This is a genomic window from Salinivibrio sp. AR647 (assembly GCF_001995415.1).
Classification (GTDB): domain Bacteria; phylum Pseudomonadota; class Gammaproteobacteria; order Enterobacterales; family Vibrionaceae; genus Salinivibrio; species Salinivibrio costicola.
This window is the reverse complement of the sequence record NZ_MUFE01000007.1, coordinates 78694-94193: the sequence shown is the minus strand read 5'-3', so window position 1 is coordinate 94193 and position 15500 is coordinate 78694. Positions and strand designations below refer to the sequence as shown.

Below are 15500 nucleotides of genomic sequence, written 5' to 3'. Positions count from 1 at the left end.
GATCAATAGTTGTAATAGGTTTAGCCAACTATAAAAAACAAACCAGCTGAAAACGAACCAGCTTAAACGTATTAATTTGCAAAGAGCAGCAACGCATGAAAAGCCATCACACTCAGAGTGAGCCGATCGCGCATCGTTTGGTACCCCGCTGGCTGATCGTTTTTTTGTTGGCGATATCGAATCCACCGTTCGGTAAGCCACACTAAAAAGTAACCTGCCGTAAGCACGCTTACGGTCAAGGATAGAGGTGTCGCCCCTTTGACCAATGCGCCCCATGCAAGCAAGGCGAACACATTACTGAGTAACAACGCATACCGACTCAATGTAGGCAGTGTGTTATCCAGGCCGTTCCCCCACAACACGCCGGATAAAAAGCTTAAAATCACGGCACTGTAGGTAATAAACAATTGTTCGCCAGCTAAGCCAAAAACTGTCAGCCCAGTCCAACTGACCCCGAGGGCCCCCGCGAACGGTAATAGGCCAAGATAGCCTAAATTCAACATGGTGCGATCCGCTGACGATGAACGAACATCGGGTTGGGGCATTGTTTTACTCCTACTCATAAATCAGTTCAGCTAGTTTATACGGTATCACTGCCATGATGGCTGATAGCTCGTGTCGGTTTGCTGCTTTTCTCATCACTTTGTACTTCACTATCGTGATAAAAGCCTCTTTTTTTTGCAAAGAAAACGCACCTTGCGTAAATTGTTGCGCGTTTTGTTGTTTAAAAAGGAGTTACTCATGTCAGCACGAAGTACGTCGGATGCGAGCAATGCCAGCACATTGCAGCATCCGTTTGCCGATTGCGTCACCCAAACGGGGCCGTTTAAGGGCGTTCATAAAAATATGATGATCGCCGCTACCCTTCTGGTTTTCGTCTTCGTTTTTTTTACCGGGTTTAACACTCACCTAGCGGCCAGTGTGTTTGCTGCTGCTCGCGGATGGGTAGAGTCTACGTTCGGTTGGTATTACATGTTGGTGCTTGTTCTCTTATTGGCCGCCAGCTTCATTATTGCAGTCACCCGTTTTGGTAATATTCGTTTGGGTGACGACGACGATCGCCCCGAATTTAGTACTTTTTCGTGGCTATCGATGTTATTTTCCGCCGGTGTCGGTGTTGGCATATTGTTTTTTGGGGTAGCCGAACCCACGCTCTACTTTGATACAAGTGGTGCGTTCGGCTACCCCAACAACCCATATGCTGATATGGCAGGCGCAACCACCATGGGATTTGATCGCGCGGCCGCTGCTCTGCGTGTTACTTACTTTCACTGGGGCTTTCATGGCTGGGCCGTGTACGTCATTGTTGGCCTCGCGCTGGCATATTTCTCGTTCCGTAAAAAACTGCCGCTCGCGCTGCGATCCACCATTTATCCGCTGATTGGCGATCGGATCTACGGCCCCATTGGCCATATCACCGACATCTTGGGTGTCCTGGGCTGCGTATTCGGTGTCGCCACCTCGCTCGGGTTAGGTGTCAGTCAGATCGCGGTGGGGCTCGATCGCTTATTTGGCATCGACCCGGGTGTCATGACTCAGGTTATCCTGATCGTTTTGATTTCCGTGGCCTCAATCATGTCGTCTCTGTCTGGCGTCGGCAAAGGAATCCGCATTATTTCCGAGTGGAACATTATCGTCTCGGCATTGGTGATCGCCTACTTCTTATTTGGTGGGCCAACCACCTGGTTAATCCACGTCTTTGGTGCTTCACTCAGTGACTATTTGGTCGGTTTTATCCCGATGGGACTGTGGTTTCCTGAAACGCCAGGCCCAGCCGCATGGCAAAATGCCTGGACCATTTTCTACTGGGGTTGGTGGATTGGCTGGGCGCCCTTTATTGGCTTATTTATTGCCCGCATTTCTCGCGGACGTACCCTGCGTGAGTTTGTGGTTTGTGTGCTTTGCGCGCCAACGCTGATGATTTTTGCCTGGTTGGCCATTTTTGGCGGCAATGCGTTGCATCAAGAGCTTGTTGCTGAGACGGGTGTCGGTACAGCGGGAATCATTGATTTGGTGAATGGCTGGGACTTGCCTGCGGCATTGTTCGCCACAGCCGATGGCATTACCGGCGGCGGTATCTGGGGTTGGATACTGAACGCCATGATGATCTTTTTGCTGTTTAGCTGGTTTATTACCTCGTCCGATTCCAGCACCTTGGTGCTCACCACCATTCTGTCGATGGGCAATGATGATCCGCCGAAACGCTTCCGTGTTTTCTGGGGCACTATGATCGGCGCCGTCGCCGCGGTGCTTTTGGTCGCAGGCGGCTTAAGAGCCTTACAAACGGCCAACATGGTGACTGCATTACCTATCAGTGTATTGGTGATCTTAATGACCATCAGTGTGATGAAGTCTTTACTGGCAGAGCCGGTTGGCAAGCCCACCGCCTCGACGCCATCACAAGCGAATCGCTAGACCGGTTTCACTGACCAACGAAAGCGCCACCTCATACGGTGGCGTTTTTTATTCAAGGTCGTCTTATTCGAGGTCGTCGTCGCTTTTATGGGTTCGTACCATCGACGGCCATCGCCAGCACACTGACCGGATGCAAGGCTTCCAACGGTGTGTTCTCTTCAATTTGCCATTTGCAGGTTTCACAATCGGTGATAGCAAAGTCAGCTTCTGCAGCTTTAATCTGAGCAAACAAACCACTACCGATGGCAATCGAGGTTTGATAGTTCTCGGTTTTAAAGCCATAGGTGCCTGCCAAACCACAACACTCGCTATCGAGCACAACCACGTCTAGCCCGGGGATCATCCGCAATAGCTCAATGGTGAACATCGCATTGCCACTGCGCTCCAAGTGACAAGGGGTGTGATACACCACCCGTTTATTGACGGGTTTTAGCTTGGGCATCTCGCCATTCATTGCCGCTTTGAGTAAAAAACGGGTCACGAAGCTAATTTGTCCTGCCACATGCTGATTGTCGACACCCAATACATGCGGATATTCTTCTTTGAGTGTCAGCGCACACGATGATGACGTCGCGATCACTGGGCGCTCGTCGGCAACAGAATCGGCAATCATCGCGGTATTGGCGGTGGCATTGCGTCTTGCTTTATCATAAAAACCATTAGCAATTAAAGGCACGCCACAGCACTTATGCTTGTCGAGCAATTGCACGCCGTACCCCATCGCATTCATCACTTTCACCAAGTCTTTACCAAGCTGCGGGTTGTTAAAATTCACATAGCAGCCGTGGAAGTAACTGACTTGTTTGGGATAATCCGCTTGTGCGGCCGCTTGGCTTTTCATCCAACGCCGAAAGGTGCCAAAGGAATACTTAGGCAAGGATTTATGTTTATCCACCCCAATGGTGGCATGCATCACCGCTTTTACCGGTTTTAGATCCGTCATCGCATTCACAATCGGTGCCACCGGGTTCGCCAAGGTACCAAATAAATCGGTGTGGCTGAGCACGTAATCACGCATCAACTTAGGATTGATGTTTTTCTCGCCATGTTTACCCCGTGCCACGGCAATGATATCACCAATTTTCACCCCAGAGGGACAGGCGGTTTCGCAGCGTTTGCAGTTGGTGCATAGTTTGAGTAGGTCGTCATAATACTCTGGATTTTTGATCCGCAGACGCTCGCCGTCCGGCCCACACTCTTTGGGGCCCGGATACGCCGGATTCACTTTCGACACGGGGCAGTACACAGTGCAGACGGTACACTTGATACACTGGTCAAAACTGGTGGGCTGCGGTGCATGGTCGCGATATTCTCGCTGTTTAAGCCATTCAGTTAACATATGGCCTCCTTAGCGTTTGCCATCACGGCAAGTGCTCGTTGTGCCGCGGCGTAGCCTGTTGCAACCGCAACGCCTCCGCCGCAACCTTCAAATACGGGATCGTAACCACTGAGTACTGCCCCACATACAAACACGTTTTGACAACGTTTTCCGCGCGCGGTAGGCCGCAGTTGGTTATCGGTGTTAATACCGAAGGCCATAAAAGGATGACTTTTCTGGCTGAAAAAGTCGTCATTGCGCCATTCGCTGCGGTCAGGGCTTTGTACCATATCTAACCCCAGTGTTGGCTCGCTAACTTGGGTGCGATCCGCATTCAAGCCGCGGCTAAAATAGCTTCCCGTCGCCAAGATCACTGCCTCTGCGGTTAACGGAATATCCTCTAACTGACGGGTATGTAATGCGGTGAGGCGGCCAATGTCGTCAAACTCGCCGCTGGTGACTTGATCACCGCGCAGCAACATGCCACCTGCACTGGCAAATGCGCGCTGCAGGGCCTCTTCTATTCGAATCCCGAGTAACGAAGGCGGCATGGTGGGCACTTCATGGAAGCAACGATCGGTGCGCTGTTTAAGTGCATCCATGCCCTGCTCGCCCGCGACGTTGGCAATAATAGCAGGCAAAATCACGAGCTCATCCGGTCCAGATTGCGCGATTAACTGCTCGCACAGGCTGTCAAAGGCGTTAGGCTCGGCCAGTAAGCGTGACAGATCAACCGAGCGCAATTCATTGCGGTTACGGCGCAGACGCTCCGCACCAGGAATCGAAAGCGTGATGGTACGACTCGGGCAGGAGGCAAAATCACGCTGCGCGGTAATGGTGTCTTTGGCTAACGTCGGTTGCGCATCGCGATAGCCGTCAATGGCGGCAAAACAGAGACCCGAAAAACGGCGCGGGCCACGATGTTGATACACGTGCCCTTGCGATAACCACGTCGGACGCACGGTGCCCAGCGGCGTGATCCGGCCATGATTGGCGTTGTCTTCTTGGTGATACAAACATACTTTTTGCGCACTGAGTTGCTGTTGGAACCAGGTTAACGAATCGGTGATCTCATCAAGGCTCACCTTGGCATAAGGGTGCTCAGGGTGCTGGCGGACCAATTTGGGAATCGCCTCAAACGGTTGGGTAACCGGCTCACCATTAGGAAAATGGCCCAGTACATCAATTGAACCCGAGGAAAAATGCAGTGCACTTTGTCCCGCACTGATCATTACCGTTTTTTTGCCGGCTTCCAATGCACGTATCGCTGCCGTATACCCAGCAATGCCACCGCCAATCACCGCAATATCATAGTGAATCATTGTGAGACCTCCTGATCGACAGCTTGAGTGGACACTTGCTCATTCATTTCCGTTTTTGACTCCTCGCTCGACGACTTAGGCACATCACCGGCGCCAAATAATCCTTGATAAATCCAGTAACTAAATTCGGCTTCGCGTAAAGCGTCCCCCCAGAAGATAGGCTTGACGCCCTTCCAGCGCTCTTCAAGAAAGTCCACCAGCAGCCCAGCACTCGCTTGCCCATCTAATCCTCCGCACTCACTGAATAAGCTGGCGGCGCGATAACTGCACAACTCGCCCTGACACGGCCCCATTCCAAGACGGGTGCGACGGCGTAAATCAGTGATGTTTTTTGCATCCAACGATTGAATGGCGTAATTCACCTCGCCTTTGGTCACCATTTCGCATTCGCAAATCACCGCTTGGCTGTCGTCACTTTCATCCAAGAAATGGCTGACGCGTTCGCCATGGCGATAATAGGCGGATTGATAGACGGGTTTGACCAAGCTTGCACTGGCTTTGCTGATCCCTTTGGAGGGCTCAGAGCCCGGTAGCGGCCGTGTCGCGGTTTGGCAGACATTGCGGTTACCCAGTTTTTCAGCCACCAAATCTGTGGCTTGCTCGGCCATCAGTCGATAGGTCATGAGTTTGCCACCGGTAATGGTGATCAAACCGTCAAGGCCATCGCGCGCTTGGTGGTCAAGCAACACGATGCCGCGGCTAATATTACGACCACTGCCATCATCGTCCACCGAGACCAATGGACGTACGCCTGCATAAGCCCGTAACACCCGAGTATTGGCCATGATGGGAGCCAGCTTGGCGCCCTCGCGCATCAGCACATCCACTTCTTGTGGCGTCACCGCCAACTTATCAATTTGGTCGTACTCAATATGCTCAGAGGTGGTACCGATTAAGGAAATGGTGTCACCGGGCACCAAGATGTCGGCGTCGGCCGGTTTGCGACAGCGGTTGATCACTCGATTATTAATGCGGTAATCGAGGATCAGCAATGAGCCCTTGGCAGGAAACATTTTGATGTTGAGATCGGCATACTCACAGATAGTCTGGCCCCAAATCCCTGCCGCATTGATCACTTGCTGGGCCATAATCGAAAAGCGCTCACCCGTAAGAGTGTGGATACAATGAACCCCTTGTACCGTCGCGCCTTGGCGAATTAATCCAGTGACTTGGGTATGATTAAATACCTTGCCGCCATGCTCTTTACCGTCTAACACATTTGCCGCACACAAACGAAAGGGGTCAACCGTGCCATCGGGCACTTGCACGGCGCCTATCATGGCCGGGTTAGCATTGGGCTCTAGAGCGAGCGCCTCATGCGGTGTGAGTTTTCGTGTCGGAATACCGGCTTTATCACAACTGGCGATAAAGGTATCTTGGTAGGCCAGATCGTCTTCCGGCAAGGTAATAAACAGCCCCTTGGTATCTTCCACGCAATGACGCGCCACAGATTTAAGAATGGTGTTTTCTTGGATGCATTCGCGTGCCGATTCGGTATCCGTGACCGCGTAACGAGCCCCAGAGTGCAACAACCCATGGTTGCGACCCGAAGTGCCTGCCGCAATATCGTCACGTTCGAGCAAAATGCACGAGATGCCGCGAAGCGCACAATCGCGCATGATGCCAGTGCCGGTCGCACCGCCACCAATGATGACCACATCCGTTTCAATATAATGGCGAGTTGGCATGGGGCCTCCTTGTTACTTTATCGTAACCAGAGTGTGGCATTTCCCGTGCAACAATGACGGCGACAACATCACACTATGCGCGAAAGCGAAAAGGAAACTGCGGCTTGTTTGATTTAGGACAAACTTTTGCGTGGCGGATAGCGCGCGAATGGTGACACGGCAAATGGGTACTACAAGAAATCAGGCCGCGTTTATCCGCCATTTGAGGAAAACACCTAGGGATAGCATGGTCGTGAAAAAGAAGACAAAGAAGACAAAGACGCCATGCTCGAAAACGCGCATTGTTAATACATTGTGTATTTATTGGCTATTATTGCCCGATCTCAAATGTTGTCGAGTCATGGTGGCGCGATAACACAGTGCCACCACGAAGCATAATCCCGCCGGAAACAACAAGGCCGTAAAGTGGAAATGCGCAAATAACGCCGCCCCTACCACGCCGCCGACAATAAACCCAGACGCAATCAGTAAAAACAGCATCAGTTTACGCTTATCAACGCGGTTACCGCGCAGCTTGCCGCCCAACATTAAGCCTAAATCGGTGATAATACCGGTTAAATGGGTTGAGCGTACAATCGCACCACTATAGGTGGTCGCCATCGCATTTTGCAGGCCACAAGCCGCCGATGCCGCCAGTTGACCAATGGCAATGCCGCGGGACAAAAAATAAAACGCCACCACAATTAACCCGGCTTCAACAAAGAGTGCCGAGTCATAATGGCGGCCCAGCTTTAGCGTGCTGCCATGCAATAAGCAGCCGGACACCGCAGCACCAAGGAAAAAGGCCAACAATAAGCCACCCAGCTGAACAACGTGCATCCACTGGCCCGCAAACAGCCCCGAGCCAAATTGCGTCGCAGTGCCTGACACGTGTGAGACGGCTTGGTGTTCAAAACCCAACAGACCGATCGCATTGATGGTGCCGGCGATCAGCGCCAACACGAACGCCCCGGATTCAACCCACCGAGGCAAACGGGTAATCATTGGCTTTCCTTGCGTTAGTTAGTCGGTGACGATGCTGGCGGGTCGAGCCTATCGAGTTGGTTATGACGGATCATCGCTTGCAACTCTTCCACATAGGCCTGCCCACGCTCAGAGTAGCGCCCTAACCCATTGGCGAGCACCGCGCCTGAAAGCGTTTTGTTTTGCTCTCGCAGACGGGCGCGGATCTCGCGTAGTCCTTGATATGCGGCATGGGTATTAAGGTTGTTGATATAGCTTTCTACCGAGGCTTGTGGCCCTTCAAACGCAGCCACTTCATGGGTTTTGCCTTCCGTTCGCTGCTTAGGCACCAGACCACACCCTTTGCTGAAACACCACTGGCCAAAGTAGTTATTGCCTTCACGTGCAAACCGCGAGGTGCCCCACGCACTCTCATTGGCTGCCTGCGCTAACACCAGCGACGGCGGAATGATATCCACTCGTTGGATCAGCGCCATCCAATTCGCTTCCTGGCTAACATCAAAGTCTGCTAACTCGTACTGATTCGCCAACGCTTGGACGCGTTTTGTTTCTCGGCTACTTAACGCATTTTTACGCGCATGCCATGCCAACAATGCGGTACGATCGGCCCGTATTTGGCTATTAATCGTATTGACAACGGGCGTGAAGTAATCAAAAAACGCCTGCTTGCGCTCTGCCCCCGCGGCAAAAGATTGGAAATCGGGCACAAGGGGAGCTTTGGGCTGCTGACGCGAGATCAAAATGGTGATAGCCACAGCAACAATAGCCATGCCAATCAAGACAAAGTTACGATGTTTCATGATGCCCCTGATGTTGTCGATGTGAGCGGTATTATACGCGAAATACCCGTTGGCGACGAATATCGCCCGCTCAACTTTATACTGGCAGTGCCACATCTATGTTAACAGGGAAAAATCACCCGAAAGCACGCCCCACCTAAATCACTATGGTCAACCTCAACATGGCCGCCGTGACGAGTGACAATTTGTTTAACGATCGCAAGCCCTAAACCATAGCCGGAACGCTTTTTATCGCGGGAACGATCCGCACTGTAAAAGGCATCAAAAATAAACGGCCAGTGTGACGATTCGACCCCCTCACCATCATCGTGTACCGCGATCACCAGCTGAGTGTCCTCACAATAGACACGCACGGCTATTTGACTGGTCGCATACTTCTCCGCATTACCGATTAAGTTTGTGATCACGCGTTTAAGCAAATGCAGGTCGGCCTCAATGCAGGGCAAATCTTGCGGTGCATCCAAGCTCACGGACTTGGTGCTCAGCGTCTGCCAACGCGGCCATTGTTCGTGCATCCACACAGACGTATCCAGCGTTTGCAGCGAAAATAGCGTGTTAGGATGATCAACTCGGGCCAGATACAGAAGCTCATCGACCAGTGACGTCATTTCATCAGTGTCTTCAATAATACTCGCCACTTTTTTTTGCTGCTTGCTATCTAACTGGCTTTCTGCCAACAATTCAGCTTGCCATTGAATTCGAAATAACGGCGATCGCAATTCATGCGCCACCGCATTGGTTAATGCTCGGCTACTCGTAACTAAATGACCAATGCGATCGGCCATATGATTAAAGGTGCGATTCAGTGATCCAACACGCTGGTGGCTCCGCGTGGACGCACGTGCGGTAAGATTACCGTCTGCAAACTGATGTGCTGTTTTCTCGAGCGCACGGACACGACGACTTAAAAACCACACCATAAAGAAGCTATAGATGGCAAACCCGCCGAATAAAAACACAACCAGCAAGTCTTCATTAAACGCAACGGATTGATGTAGCTCAGAGTCTGGCGCATTTTGCATACTGTAAAACGTTTGATGATCCGATAGCTTGAGCCATAGCGTGTCTTCATCATCGTAAAAGACATCAGCTTCACGGCTTTGCTGGTTAAAATAGGTTGCAACAGTTGCAGGGACAGTATGATTGTTGTACACATCCAGCTCTAATTCGACCTTGTCAACGTAGCCTCGGAGTACCTGCAAGGCAGCCTCTGTACCAGACGTCGCTTCAATGGCATCAAGCATATCTACAATGCCATCCGCTCTTCTTTGTTCGAGTATGGCGTCATAATCACCGAGCACGCCCTCTTCAAAGACAAAAAAAGAGGTCATGGTGATAAAAAAAACAACCACTAACCCCACATAGAATTCAATATATATTCTGCGCATGCCCGTACCTTAAAACGCGAATGATGAGTATGAATAGACAGTCCTTGCTGCTTGTCCAGATAGTGCTCATGCAGATAATGCTTATGCAGAACCAGACGATATCATGATACTAAATCATCTGCGCATCGACTTCTGTCGGTGGTTTGTCACGATCCTGAACCTTATTTTTCAGCGCATTACCTTGATGGCGACATCCATTGACCACTTGTCGACATAGACAGACAAAAAAGTGACATTCATCGCCCTTTATATTGAGTACCCTGCAGCCCTATAACAATCAGGGGTGTAAATCATGAAAACACATTCAATGCTCGTTATTTTAGCATTAACGTCATCAGCCTCTGCGATGAGTGTCAATGCAAAAGAAAATAAAGAAAATCGTTACTTTATTGGTTTTAAACACGGCAACACTATTTTTACAGACGCCAAATCACCGAAAATAAGGCATTGGGACATAGCAGAAGGATGGAGCAGTCATCCTGACTCGCCGTCAGGTGCAGACTTTGATGAAGTGTCAACAACATCGATCAACATCGGGAAAAACGTTTATCAGCATGGCAGCCATAGTATCGACATGTATGGTTTTTATGATTTGGGAGGCTCTACGTTTACGTCCTTGAAAGACCGTTCAGAAACCAAACGTCATATAGATACCTTCGGTCTAGGCGGAAAATATAAGTATTCGATCAGTGCTACTCTTTATAGCTTTGCTGGATTGGAAGTAGGTCATTATAAAGACACGCTCAAGCATAAGGCGATAACCGAATGCAGTAATAGCAGCTATTGCTACGAAACCGAAAAAAGTCAAACCTCCAAATCTGGACTAATGACTGCCGCATTTATTGGTGCAGGTGTTAACTTAAACGAAGATGTAGACGTTGAGTTAGGGTTAAGACACCAACGCCTCAATAAAAACAAATACGATGACGAGTTTGATTTCAAAAAGTCAAACCAAATCTATCTCGGCCTTAACTATCACTTTTAATCTTCCACTAGGCAGTCATACCATGGCTGTTTAGTCCTACTAGTCATACGGTCATGTTAAACAGAACATTAGTCCTCATTGCCACACTTGTTATAGCTTTATATTGTTATTTTATATCAACATCTTATACTCCTAACAGCCAACGAAACATGGCGCTTGTTGATCGCGTTATGCTCAATGAATTAGACGCATTATTTTCTTTTCCACCTCAGGACATATGGAACAATCAGTATGTGTTACAGGATCACCCTATAATATTGGTAAGTAAAAAAAAGTGGAATATATACAGCACAATATTTATCGTCAATAAACCGGACAACTACGATAGCGTTTGGCTAAAAAAAGTCGATACCTCGCCATATCAGAATATTAGCAACCTCTACAGCACACGCTGGTATGATCTAAGCACGCTGTTATGGCGATTTATTGCGAACTTCACAAACACAATGATTGAGGGTAAAGACGCATTAGTGTTCTATTATTCTGAAGGGGCTTTCCTCATTAATGACAATAGAGGTGCAGGGTTCTCACAATTTATGTCTCATGAAGCATTCCACCTGTATCACCAAAAAAGATGGCATTATGATCAAAATGGTAATGAATTTATCGCACAATACCCACATAATCATGAACACTATCAGCTACTCGCGCGCGAAATGACGCTACTTGACCAAGCGTTAGACAATTTATCAGACAAAAACGTATTAAAAAGCACGCTGCGAGACTGGGTTACGATTAGAGAAAAACGCTATCAGCAATGGCCCCAACTCGTCGCGGAGACGAACAGTGAAACAATGGAAGGAACAGCAACATACGTAGAGCTCAAACCCTTTCTTCTACACTATGATGAAATGTTTGTTCCCGCCGCAAATGACACTGTTCTCTCATTTAATGACTATTTTAATTGGATCATTAGCAGTAACAATCACCATTTACTCGAACGAAGAATGTCTTATGAAAAGGGATTGGCGCTATGCCTCATACTTGACCAACTCTCAGAGACGTGGAAACAAACCCTTGGTGAAAATGCGCCTACGCTCTACGCGTTGATTAAAACAAGGGTCGTCACGTCAGAGCAAGCTTACCAAGTGTCAGGAACAAATAAGTAACCTTTCCCCCGTACCGTGATAATACGGTGCGGGCTCGCCGCGTCATCCATCAGTTTTTTTCGCAGTGTAACAATCTTATTGTCTACCGTTCTGTCGATACCGTCATATTCAATGCCCCGTAGCGCTTTGGTCAGTGTATCTCGAGACTGAACCGCATCGGGGTGTGACGCGAGCTGCCACAGTAAGTCAAACTCACTTTCCGTTAACGTAATGCTTTGTTCATCCAACTGGCACTGTCGGCGCGCTTGATTAAGCACAAGCCCACCATATTGCAACAGCCTTGACGGTGTTGATGGCAGGATAACTTCTGATTGACGACGCAATAACATCCGTACTCGCGCCATCAGTACTCTTGGTTTAATGGGTTTACTAACAAAGTCATCGGCGCCAATTTCCAGTGCCGCGACATGATCAAAGTCGTCATCACTGGCGGTTAACATCATAATAAGTCCGTGAAAATCATTGCGTATCTGTCGACAAATTGTCAATCCATCATCGCCAGGCAGCATCAAATCCAGCAAGACTAAATTAGGCTGATCCGCTAAAATGCGTTCTGCCGCCCCCGTACCCTGCTCTAATGCCGTTACTGTGTAATTTTGTGCCTCGAAGTAGTCTGTCAGCATTTCGCGCATTTTCGGATCATCTTCAACCACAAACAAATGTATTTTTTCTTCCATTTTCACTCATAACAACGTGATTACCTTACCTATGGTTACCTCAATTGTAGTCTAATTTCTACTGATTATTTCGTTTACAAACACCAGACAATTCCATACCAACTTAAGATACTTTTATTGCATCGCTGCGTTTAGAGTACTGCCAATCCGAGCGTTAGACACTTTTAAGGTAAAACACATGAAAAAACTAGCTATTATTATCGCAGCGATCGCGTCAAATGCAGCCTATGCGGGCGACACATATATCCGCAACGGCAATATCTACTCACATGAAGGACAAGCGGTCGCTGAAGTGGGTATCAGCACGACAAGTGATCTTTACAAAAGCCAAGATGACACTACCTATCTGAACCTAAACCTTGGCTATCGCGGTGAAGACTTCAACGCTGATCTAACAAATGGCCTTAACTACCGTTTTTTCGGCAATAATGATGACAGTGTGAATATCAACGCTTTTATCGGTCATGCATCAAAGGGTTACGAGAGCAAAGACGCTGATAGCCTGGCTGGCATGAAAGATCGTAATGCAGGGATCAATGGCGGTTTTAATATGGATATCAATACCGGTATAGGTGGTGTTCTTTCTACATTTGTAGGGCACGATATCACTGGCGAATACGACGGTCTAAACGCTGGCATGAAGTACATGCATATCACACACTTTGGTAAAATCGACTTTGTTCCATTCGCAGGCGTGAACTGGCTAAGTGATGATTATGTTGATCATTATTTTGGTGTAAAAGACAGTGAAGCGACCATGCAACGTTCGGCTTATAAAGGCGATAACAGCTTTACCTACAACTTAGGATACAAGCTTGTGATGCCAATGGGCGAAAACTGGGATATCAGCCAAAGTACACAATACACCCGTTTGGGCAGTGACATTGCTGATTCGCCAATCGTAGATAGCGCTAATCAGTGGGATGCACAAGTGACCATGAGCTATCATTTTTAAGATCCCAAGCTCAGATAATAACTATTTCAATAAGGCCTCCGCTTCATCCGGGGGCCTTGTCACGTCATGGAGTTCGCTTAATGAACACGACGACACACGTTTAGCTATCTCGCTGATTCAGACGTCTCGCTGGTCCCCCATTGCAGGCAGTAATTCAGGTGGTGGCATGGTCACGGTTTGCAGTCCTGCCGTTTGCAAGGCGACTTTTACGATATCAAGATGCGCTTGTGTTGCCTCTGGCCAATTACTGGCATCACCCGTCACACCTGCGCGGTGAAAGCCATTTAAACGCACGGAAAAGCGCCTGAGAGGCGCCTTTCGGTTTAAATCTGGTGCTTAGTTTTAATCGTCACCGTAGTATTGTACGCCGAGCTTAATTCGCTCGCGTCCTTGTGCTAGGCGGTGTTTATTCGTATCCCGCAGCGAATAAATACACCCGCAGTATTCCTGCTGGTAAAAACGCTCGCGCTTGCTGATTTCTATCATTCGCTGACTACCACCTTGCTTGCGCCAGTTGTAATCCCAGTAGCTTACATCTGGATATGGGGCGGCTGCGCGATGGCCACAATCATTAATTTGCTGCATGTTCTTCCAGCGCGAGATACCCAGTGAACTACTGATAAACCGGAAACCATGTTCGGCGGCATATAACGCTGTACGATCGAACCGCATATCAAAGCACATGGTACATCGGATGCCGCGCTCAGGTTCAAACTCCATCCCCTTAGCTCTGGCGTACCAGTTATCGGTGTCGTAATCCATATCGATAAACGGCACGTCATGATCTTCTGCAAAGCGAGTATTCTCCTGCTTGCGAATTTCGTATTCTTTAACAGGATGTATGTTGGGATTATAAAAAAAGATACTGTAACGGATCCCGCTTGCTTGTATCGCTTCCATCACTTCTCCCGAACAAGGGGCACAACATGAGTGGAGTAATAGCTGGTCGTGGTCGCGATCAAAGTCAGGCGGTAAAGGCAACGGTGCGCGTGTAAATTCAGGCATGGCAATTCCGTGTTCACAATGCAAAAAATAAAACGCCAATATTCATATATTTGCGTATGTAACGGATTCTAGCACGCCATCGCCCAAATTTGCAGACGTTGTGATTTTCGAGCGGTGTTTTGCGCTTATTTATGATGAACTTTACATCACTTACTCGGGCGAGTGTGAACAGACTTCGGAAAGAGAGAGTTAAAATAGATACAAAAAAGCCGCTGATTTTTCAGCGGCTTTTTTAGATTTGGCGGAGGGACAGGGATTTGAACCCTGGAAGGGCTATTAACCCTTGCCGGTTTTCAAGACCGGTGCTTTCAACCGCTCAGCCATCCCTCCGAACAGTTTTGTATACTAATGATGCCCTAGTGCAATGTAAAGTACTGCAACACTATTTTTTGTTTAAGTGATGGATATTCATCCATTACTGACATGACGCGGCTTCACATTCGGTGAACAAGTTGGTACAACGTGCATATACTCTCCATTGAGAGCTCGCATGTTACTAACTCAGGAACCGACATGACCTTAGACAGCTTTCTCGCCAAGGTAACGCAAACACCCGATATGGTAATGTTTGATGAGACGATGGCGGTGATAGATGCACATTACGACTACGCGCCCACGCGATTTACTAACGGTAATCTCGCCAATAAAGCTGGACAAAATACAGGCTCTTGCAAAGTGCTCGCGTTTTGCCAGCTGCATGAGTTAACGGAAGCGCAAACGCTCGCGTGTTTCGGAGGGTACTACCGCGAGGACGTGTTGAGCCATCCCTCTGGGACTGATCATAAAAATATTCGTAATTTTATGGTAACTGGATGGAAAGGTGTGTCGTTTGACAAAATGCCCTTAAAAGCAAAAACGCGAACGCATTCTTAAAT

Annotated in this window: 15 protein-coding genes and 1 tRNA gene; 5 read left to right on the top strand and 11 right to left on the bottom strand. The window is 48.7% G+C overall.

Features of this window, described 5'->3' with window-relative positions; genetic code table 11:
* Nucleotides 1-71: 71 nt before the first annotated feature.
* The gene (locus BZG76_RS10180; protein WP_241824080.1) at nt 72-545 is read right to left on the bottom strand and encodes a DUF3429 domain-containing protein; all 474 of its coding nucleotides are present in this window, start codon (nt 543-545) and stop codon (nt 72-74) included.
* Between the two features lie 196 nt (nt 546-741).
* On the opposite strand from BZG76_RS10180, the gene BZG76_RS10175 reads away from it, so the two are divergent.
* A complete protein-coding gene (locus BZG76_RS10175) occupies nt 742-2415 on the top strand; it encodes a BCCT family transporter (protein WP_077461245.1) in 1674 nt (557 codons plus the stop codon).
* An 85-nt stretch (nt 2416-2500) separates the two neighbouring features.
* On the opposite strand, the gene glpC is transcribed toward BZG76_RS10175, so the two are convergent.
* The 6 genes from glpC to BZG76_RS10145 all read right to left on the bottom strand — a co-directional run bounded on the left by glpC (nt 2501) and on the right by BZG76_RS10145 (nt 9894).
* The gene (gene glpC, locus BZG76_RS10170; RefSeq protein WP_077461244.1) at nt 2501-3754 is read right to left on the bottom strand and encodes an anaerobic glycerol-3-phosphate dehydrogenase subunit GlpC; all 1254 of its coding nucleotides are present in this window, start codon (nt 3752-3754) and stop codon (nt 2501-2503) included.
* Complete coding sequence (gene glpB / locus BZG76_RS10165; protein ID WP_077461243.1) at nt 3748-5055, bottom strand: glycerol-3-phosphate dehydrogenase subunit GlpB; 1308 nt, start codon at nt 5053-5055, stop codon at nt 3748-3750. The genes glpC and glpB overlap by 7 nt, the downstream gene beginning before the upstream one ends.
* Nucleotides 5052-6743 carry an anaerobic glycerol-3-phosphate dehydrogenase subunit A gene (glpA, locus tag BZG76_RS10160; RefSeq protein WP_077461242.1) on the bottom strand — a complete coding sequence of 564 codons (1692 nt, stop codon included), beginning with the start codon at nt 6741-6743 and terminating at the stop codon, nt 5052-5054. The genes glpB and glpA overlap by 4 nt, the downstream gene beginning before the upstream one ends.
* Before the next feature lie 300 nt (nt 6744-7043).
* Complete coding sequence (locus BZG76_RS10155) at nt 7044-7727, bottom strand: YoaK family protein (protein WP_077461241.1); 684 nt, start codon at nt 7725-7727, stop codon at nt 7044-7046.
* 14 nt (nt 7728-7741) lie between these two features.
* Nucleotides 7742-8506, bottom strand: a complete 765-nt coding sequence (locus BZG76_RS10150; protein ID WP_021023126.1) for a glucosaminidase domain-containing protein — start codon at nt 8504-8506, stop codon at nt 7742-7744.
* A 101-nt stretch (nt 8507-8607) separates the two neighbouring features.
* Nucleotides 8608-9894, bottom strand: coding sequence for a HAMP domain-containing histidine kinase (locus BZG76_RS10145; RefSeq protein ID WP_077461240.1), 1287 nt, complete (start codon nt 9892-9894; stop codon nt 8608-8610).
* A 292-nt stretch (nt 9895-10186) separates the two neighbouring features.
* On the opposite strand from BZG76_RS10145, the gene BZG76_RS10140 reads away from it, so the two are divergent.
* Together BZG76_RS10140 and BZG76_RS10135 are read left to right on the top strand one after the other, a co-directional pair.
* A complete protein-coding gene (locus BZG76_RS10140) occupies nt 10187-10879 on the top strand; it encodes an outer membrane protein (protein WP_077461239.1) in 693 nt (230 codons plus the stop codon).
* Nucleotides 10880-11028: 149 nt separating this feature from the next.
* The gene (locus BZG76_RS10135) at nt 11029-11988 is read left to right on the top strand and encodes a hypothetical protein (protein ID WP_077461238.1); all 960 of its coding nucleotides are present in this window, start codon (nt 11029-11031) and stop codon (nt 11986-11988) included.
* Here the strand turns inward: BZG76_RS10135 and BZG76_RS10130 are convergent.
* The gene (locus tag BZG76_RS10130) at nt 11961-12665 is read right to left on the bottom strand and encodes a response regulator (RefSeq protein ID WP_077461237.1); all 705 of its coding nucleotides are present in this window, start codon (nt 12663-12665) and stop codon (nt 11961-11963) included. The genes BZG76_RS10135 and BZG76_RS10130 overlap by 28 nt on opposite strands.
* A gap of 178 nt (nt 12666-12843) precedes the next feature.
* Between BZG76_RS10130 and BZG76_RS10125 the strand changes: the two genes are divergently transcribed.
* Nucleotides 12844-13620, top strand: coding sequence for a MipA/OmpV family protein (locus BZG76_RS10125; RefSeq protein WP_077461236.1), 777 nt, complete (start codon nt 12844-12846; stop codon nt 13618-13620).
* A 117-nt stretch (nt 13621-13737) separates the two neighbouring features.
* On the opposite strand, the gene BZG76_RS15370 is transcribed toward BZG76_RS10125, so the two are convergent.
* The 3 genes from BZG76_RS15370 to BZG76_RS10115 form a co-directional block, all read right to left on the bottom strand.
* Nucleotides 13738-13914, bottom strand: a complete 177-nt coding sequence (locus tag BZG76_RS15370) for a hypothetical protein (protein WP_158011337.1) — start codon at nt 13912-13914, stop codon at nt 13738-13740.
* 48 nt (nt 13915-13962) lie between these two features.
* Nucleotides 13963-14625 (bottom strand): epoxyqueuosine reductase QueH, encoded by a 663-nt coding sequence (locus tag BZG76_RS10120; RefSeq protein WP_077461235.1) that lies wholly within the window; start codon nt 14623-14625, stop codon nt 13963-13965.
* A 239-nt stretch (nt 14626-14864) separates the two neighbouring features.
* A tRNA-Ser gene (locus tag BZG76_RS10115) sits at nt 14865-14955 on the bottom strand.
* Between the two features lie 183 nt (nt 14956-15138).
* Between BZG76_RS10115 and BZG76_RS10110 the strand changes: the two genes are divergently transcribed.
* The gene (locus tag BZG76_RS10110; RefSeq protein WP_077461234.1) at nt 15139-15498 is read left to right on the top strand and encodes a HopJ type III effector protein; all 360 of its coding nucleotides are present in this window, start codon (nt 15139-15141) and stop codon (nt 15496-15498) included.
* Nucleotides 15499-15500: the final 2 nt, after the last annotated feature.

Bases quoted from the DNA above. Each gene is read 5' to 3' on its own strand.
- BZG76_RS10180 (WP_241824080.1), bottom strand. From the start codon at position 545: ATGCCCCAACCCGATGTTCGTTCATCGTCAGCGGATCGCACCATGTTG.
- BZG76_RS10175 (WP_077461245.1), top strand. From the start codon at position 742: ATGTCAGCACGAAGTACGTCGGATGCGAGCAATGCCAGCACATTGCAG.
- glpC (WP_077461244.1), bottom strand. From the start codon at position 3,754: ATGTTAACTGAATGGCTTAAACAGCGAGAATATCGCGACCATGCACCG.
- glpB (WP_077461243.1), bottom strand. From the start codon at position 5,055: ATGATTCACTATGATATTGCGGTGATTGGCGGTGGCATTGCTGGGTAT.
- glpA (WP_077461242.1), bottom strand. From the start codon at position 6,743: ATGCCAACTCGCCATTATATTGAAACGGATGTGGTCATCATTGGTGGC.
- BZG76_RS10155 (WP_077461241.1), bottom strand. From the start codon at position 7,727: ATGATTACCCGTTTGCCTCGGTGGGTTGAATCCGGGGCGTTCGTGTTG.
- BZG76_RS10150 (WP_021023126.1), bottom strand. From the start codon at position 8,506: ATGAAACATCGTAACTTTGTCTTGATTGGCATGGCTATTGTTGCTGTG.
- BZG76_RS10145 (WP_077461240.1), bottom strand. From the start codon at position 9,894: ATGCGCAGAATATATATTGAATTCTATGTGGGGTTAGTGGTTGTTTTT.
- BZG76_RS10140 (WP_077461239.1), top strand. From the start codon at position 10,187: ATGAAAACACATTCAATGCTCGTTATTTTAGCATTAACGTCATCAGCC.
- BZG76_RS10135 (WP_077461238.1), top strand. From the start codon at position 11,029: ATGGCGCTTGTTGATCGCGTTATGCTCAATGAATTAGACGCATTATTT.
- BZG76_RS10130 (WP_077461237.1), bottom strand. From the start codon at position 12,665: ATGGAAGAAAAAATACATTTGTTTGTGGTTGAAGATGATCCGAAAATG.
- BZG76_RS10125 (WP_077461236.1), top strand. From the start codon at position 12,844: ATGAAAAAACTAGCTATTATTATCGCAGCGATCGCGTCAAATGCAGCC.
- BZG76_RS10120 (WP_077461235.1), bottom strand. From the start codon at position 14,625: ATGCCTGAATTTACACGCGCACCGTTGCCTTTACCGCCTGACTTTGAT.
- BZG76_RS10110 (WP_077461234.1), top strand. From the start codon at position 15,139: ATGACCTTAGACAGCTTTCTCGCCAAGGTAACGCAAACACCCGATATG.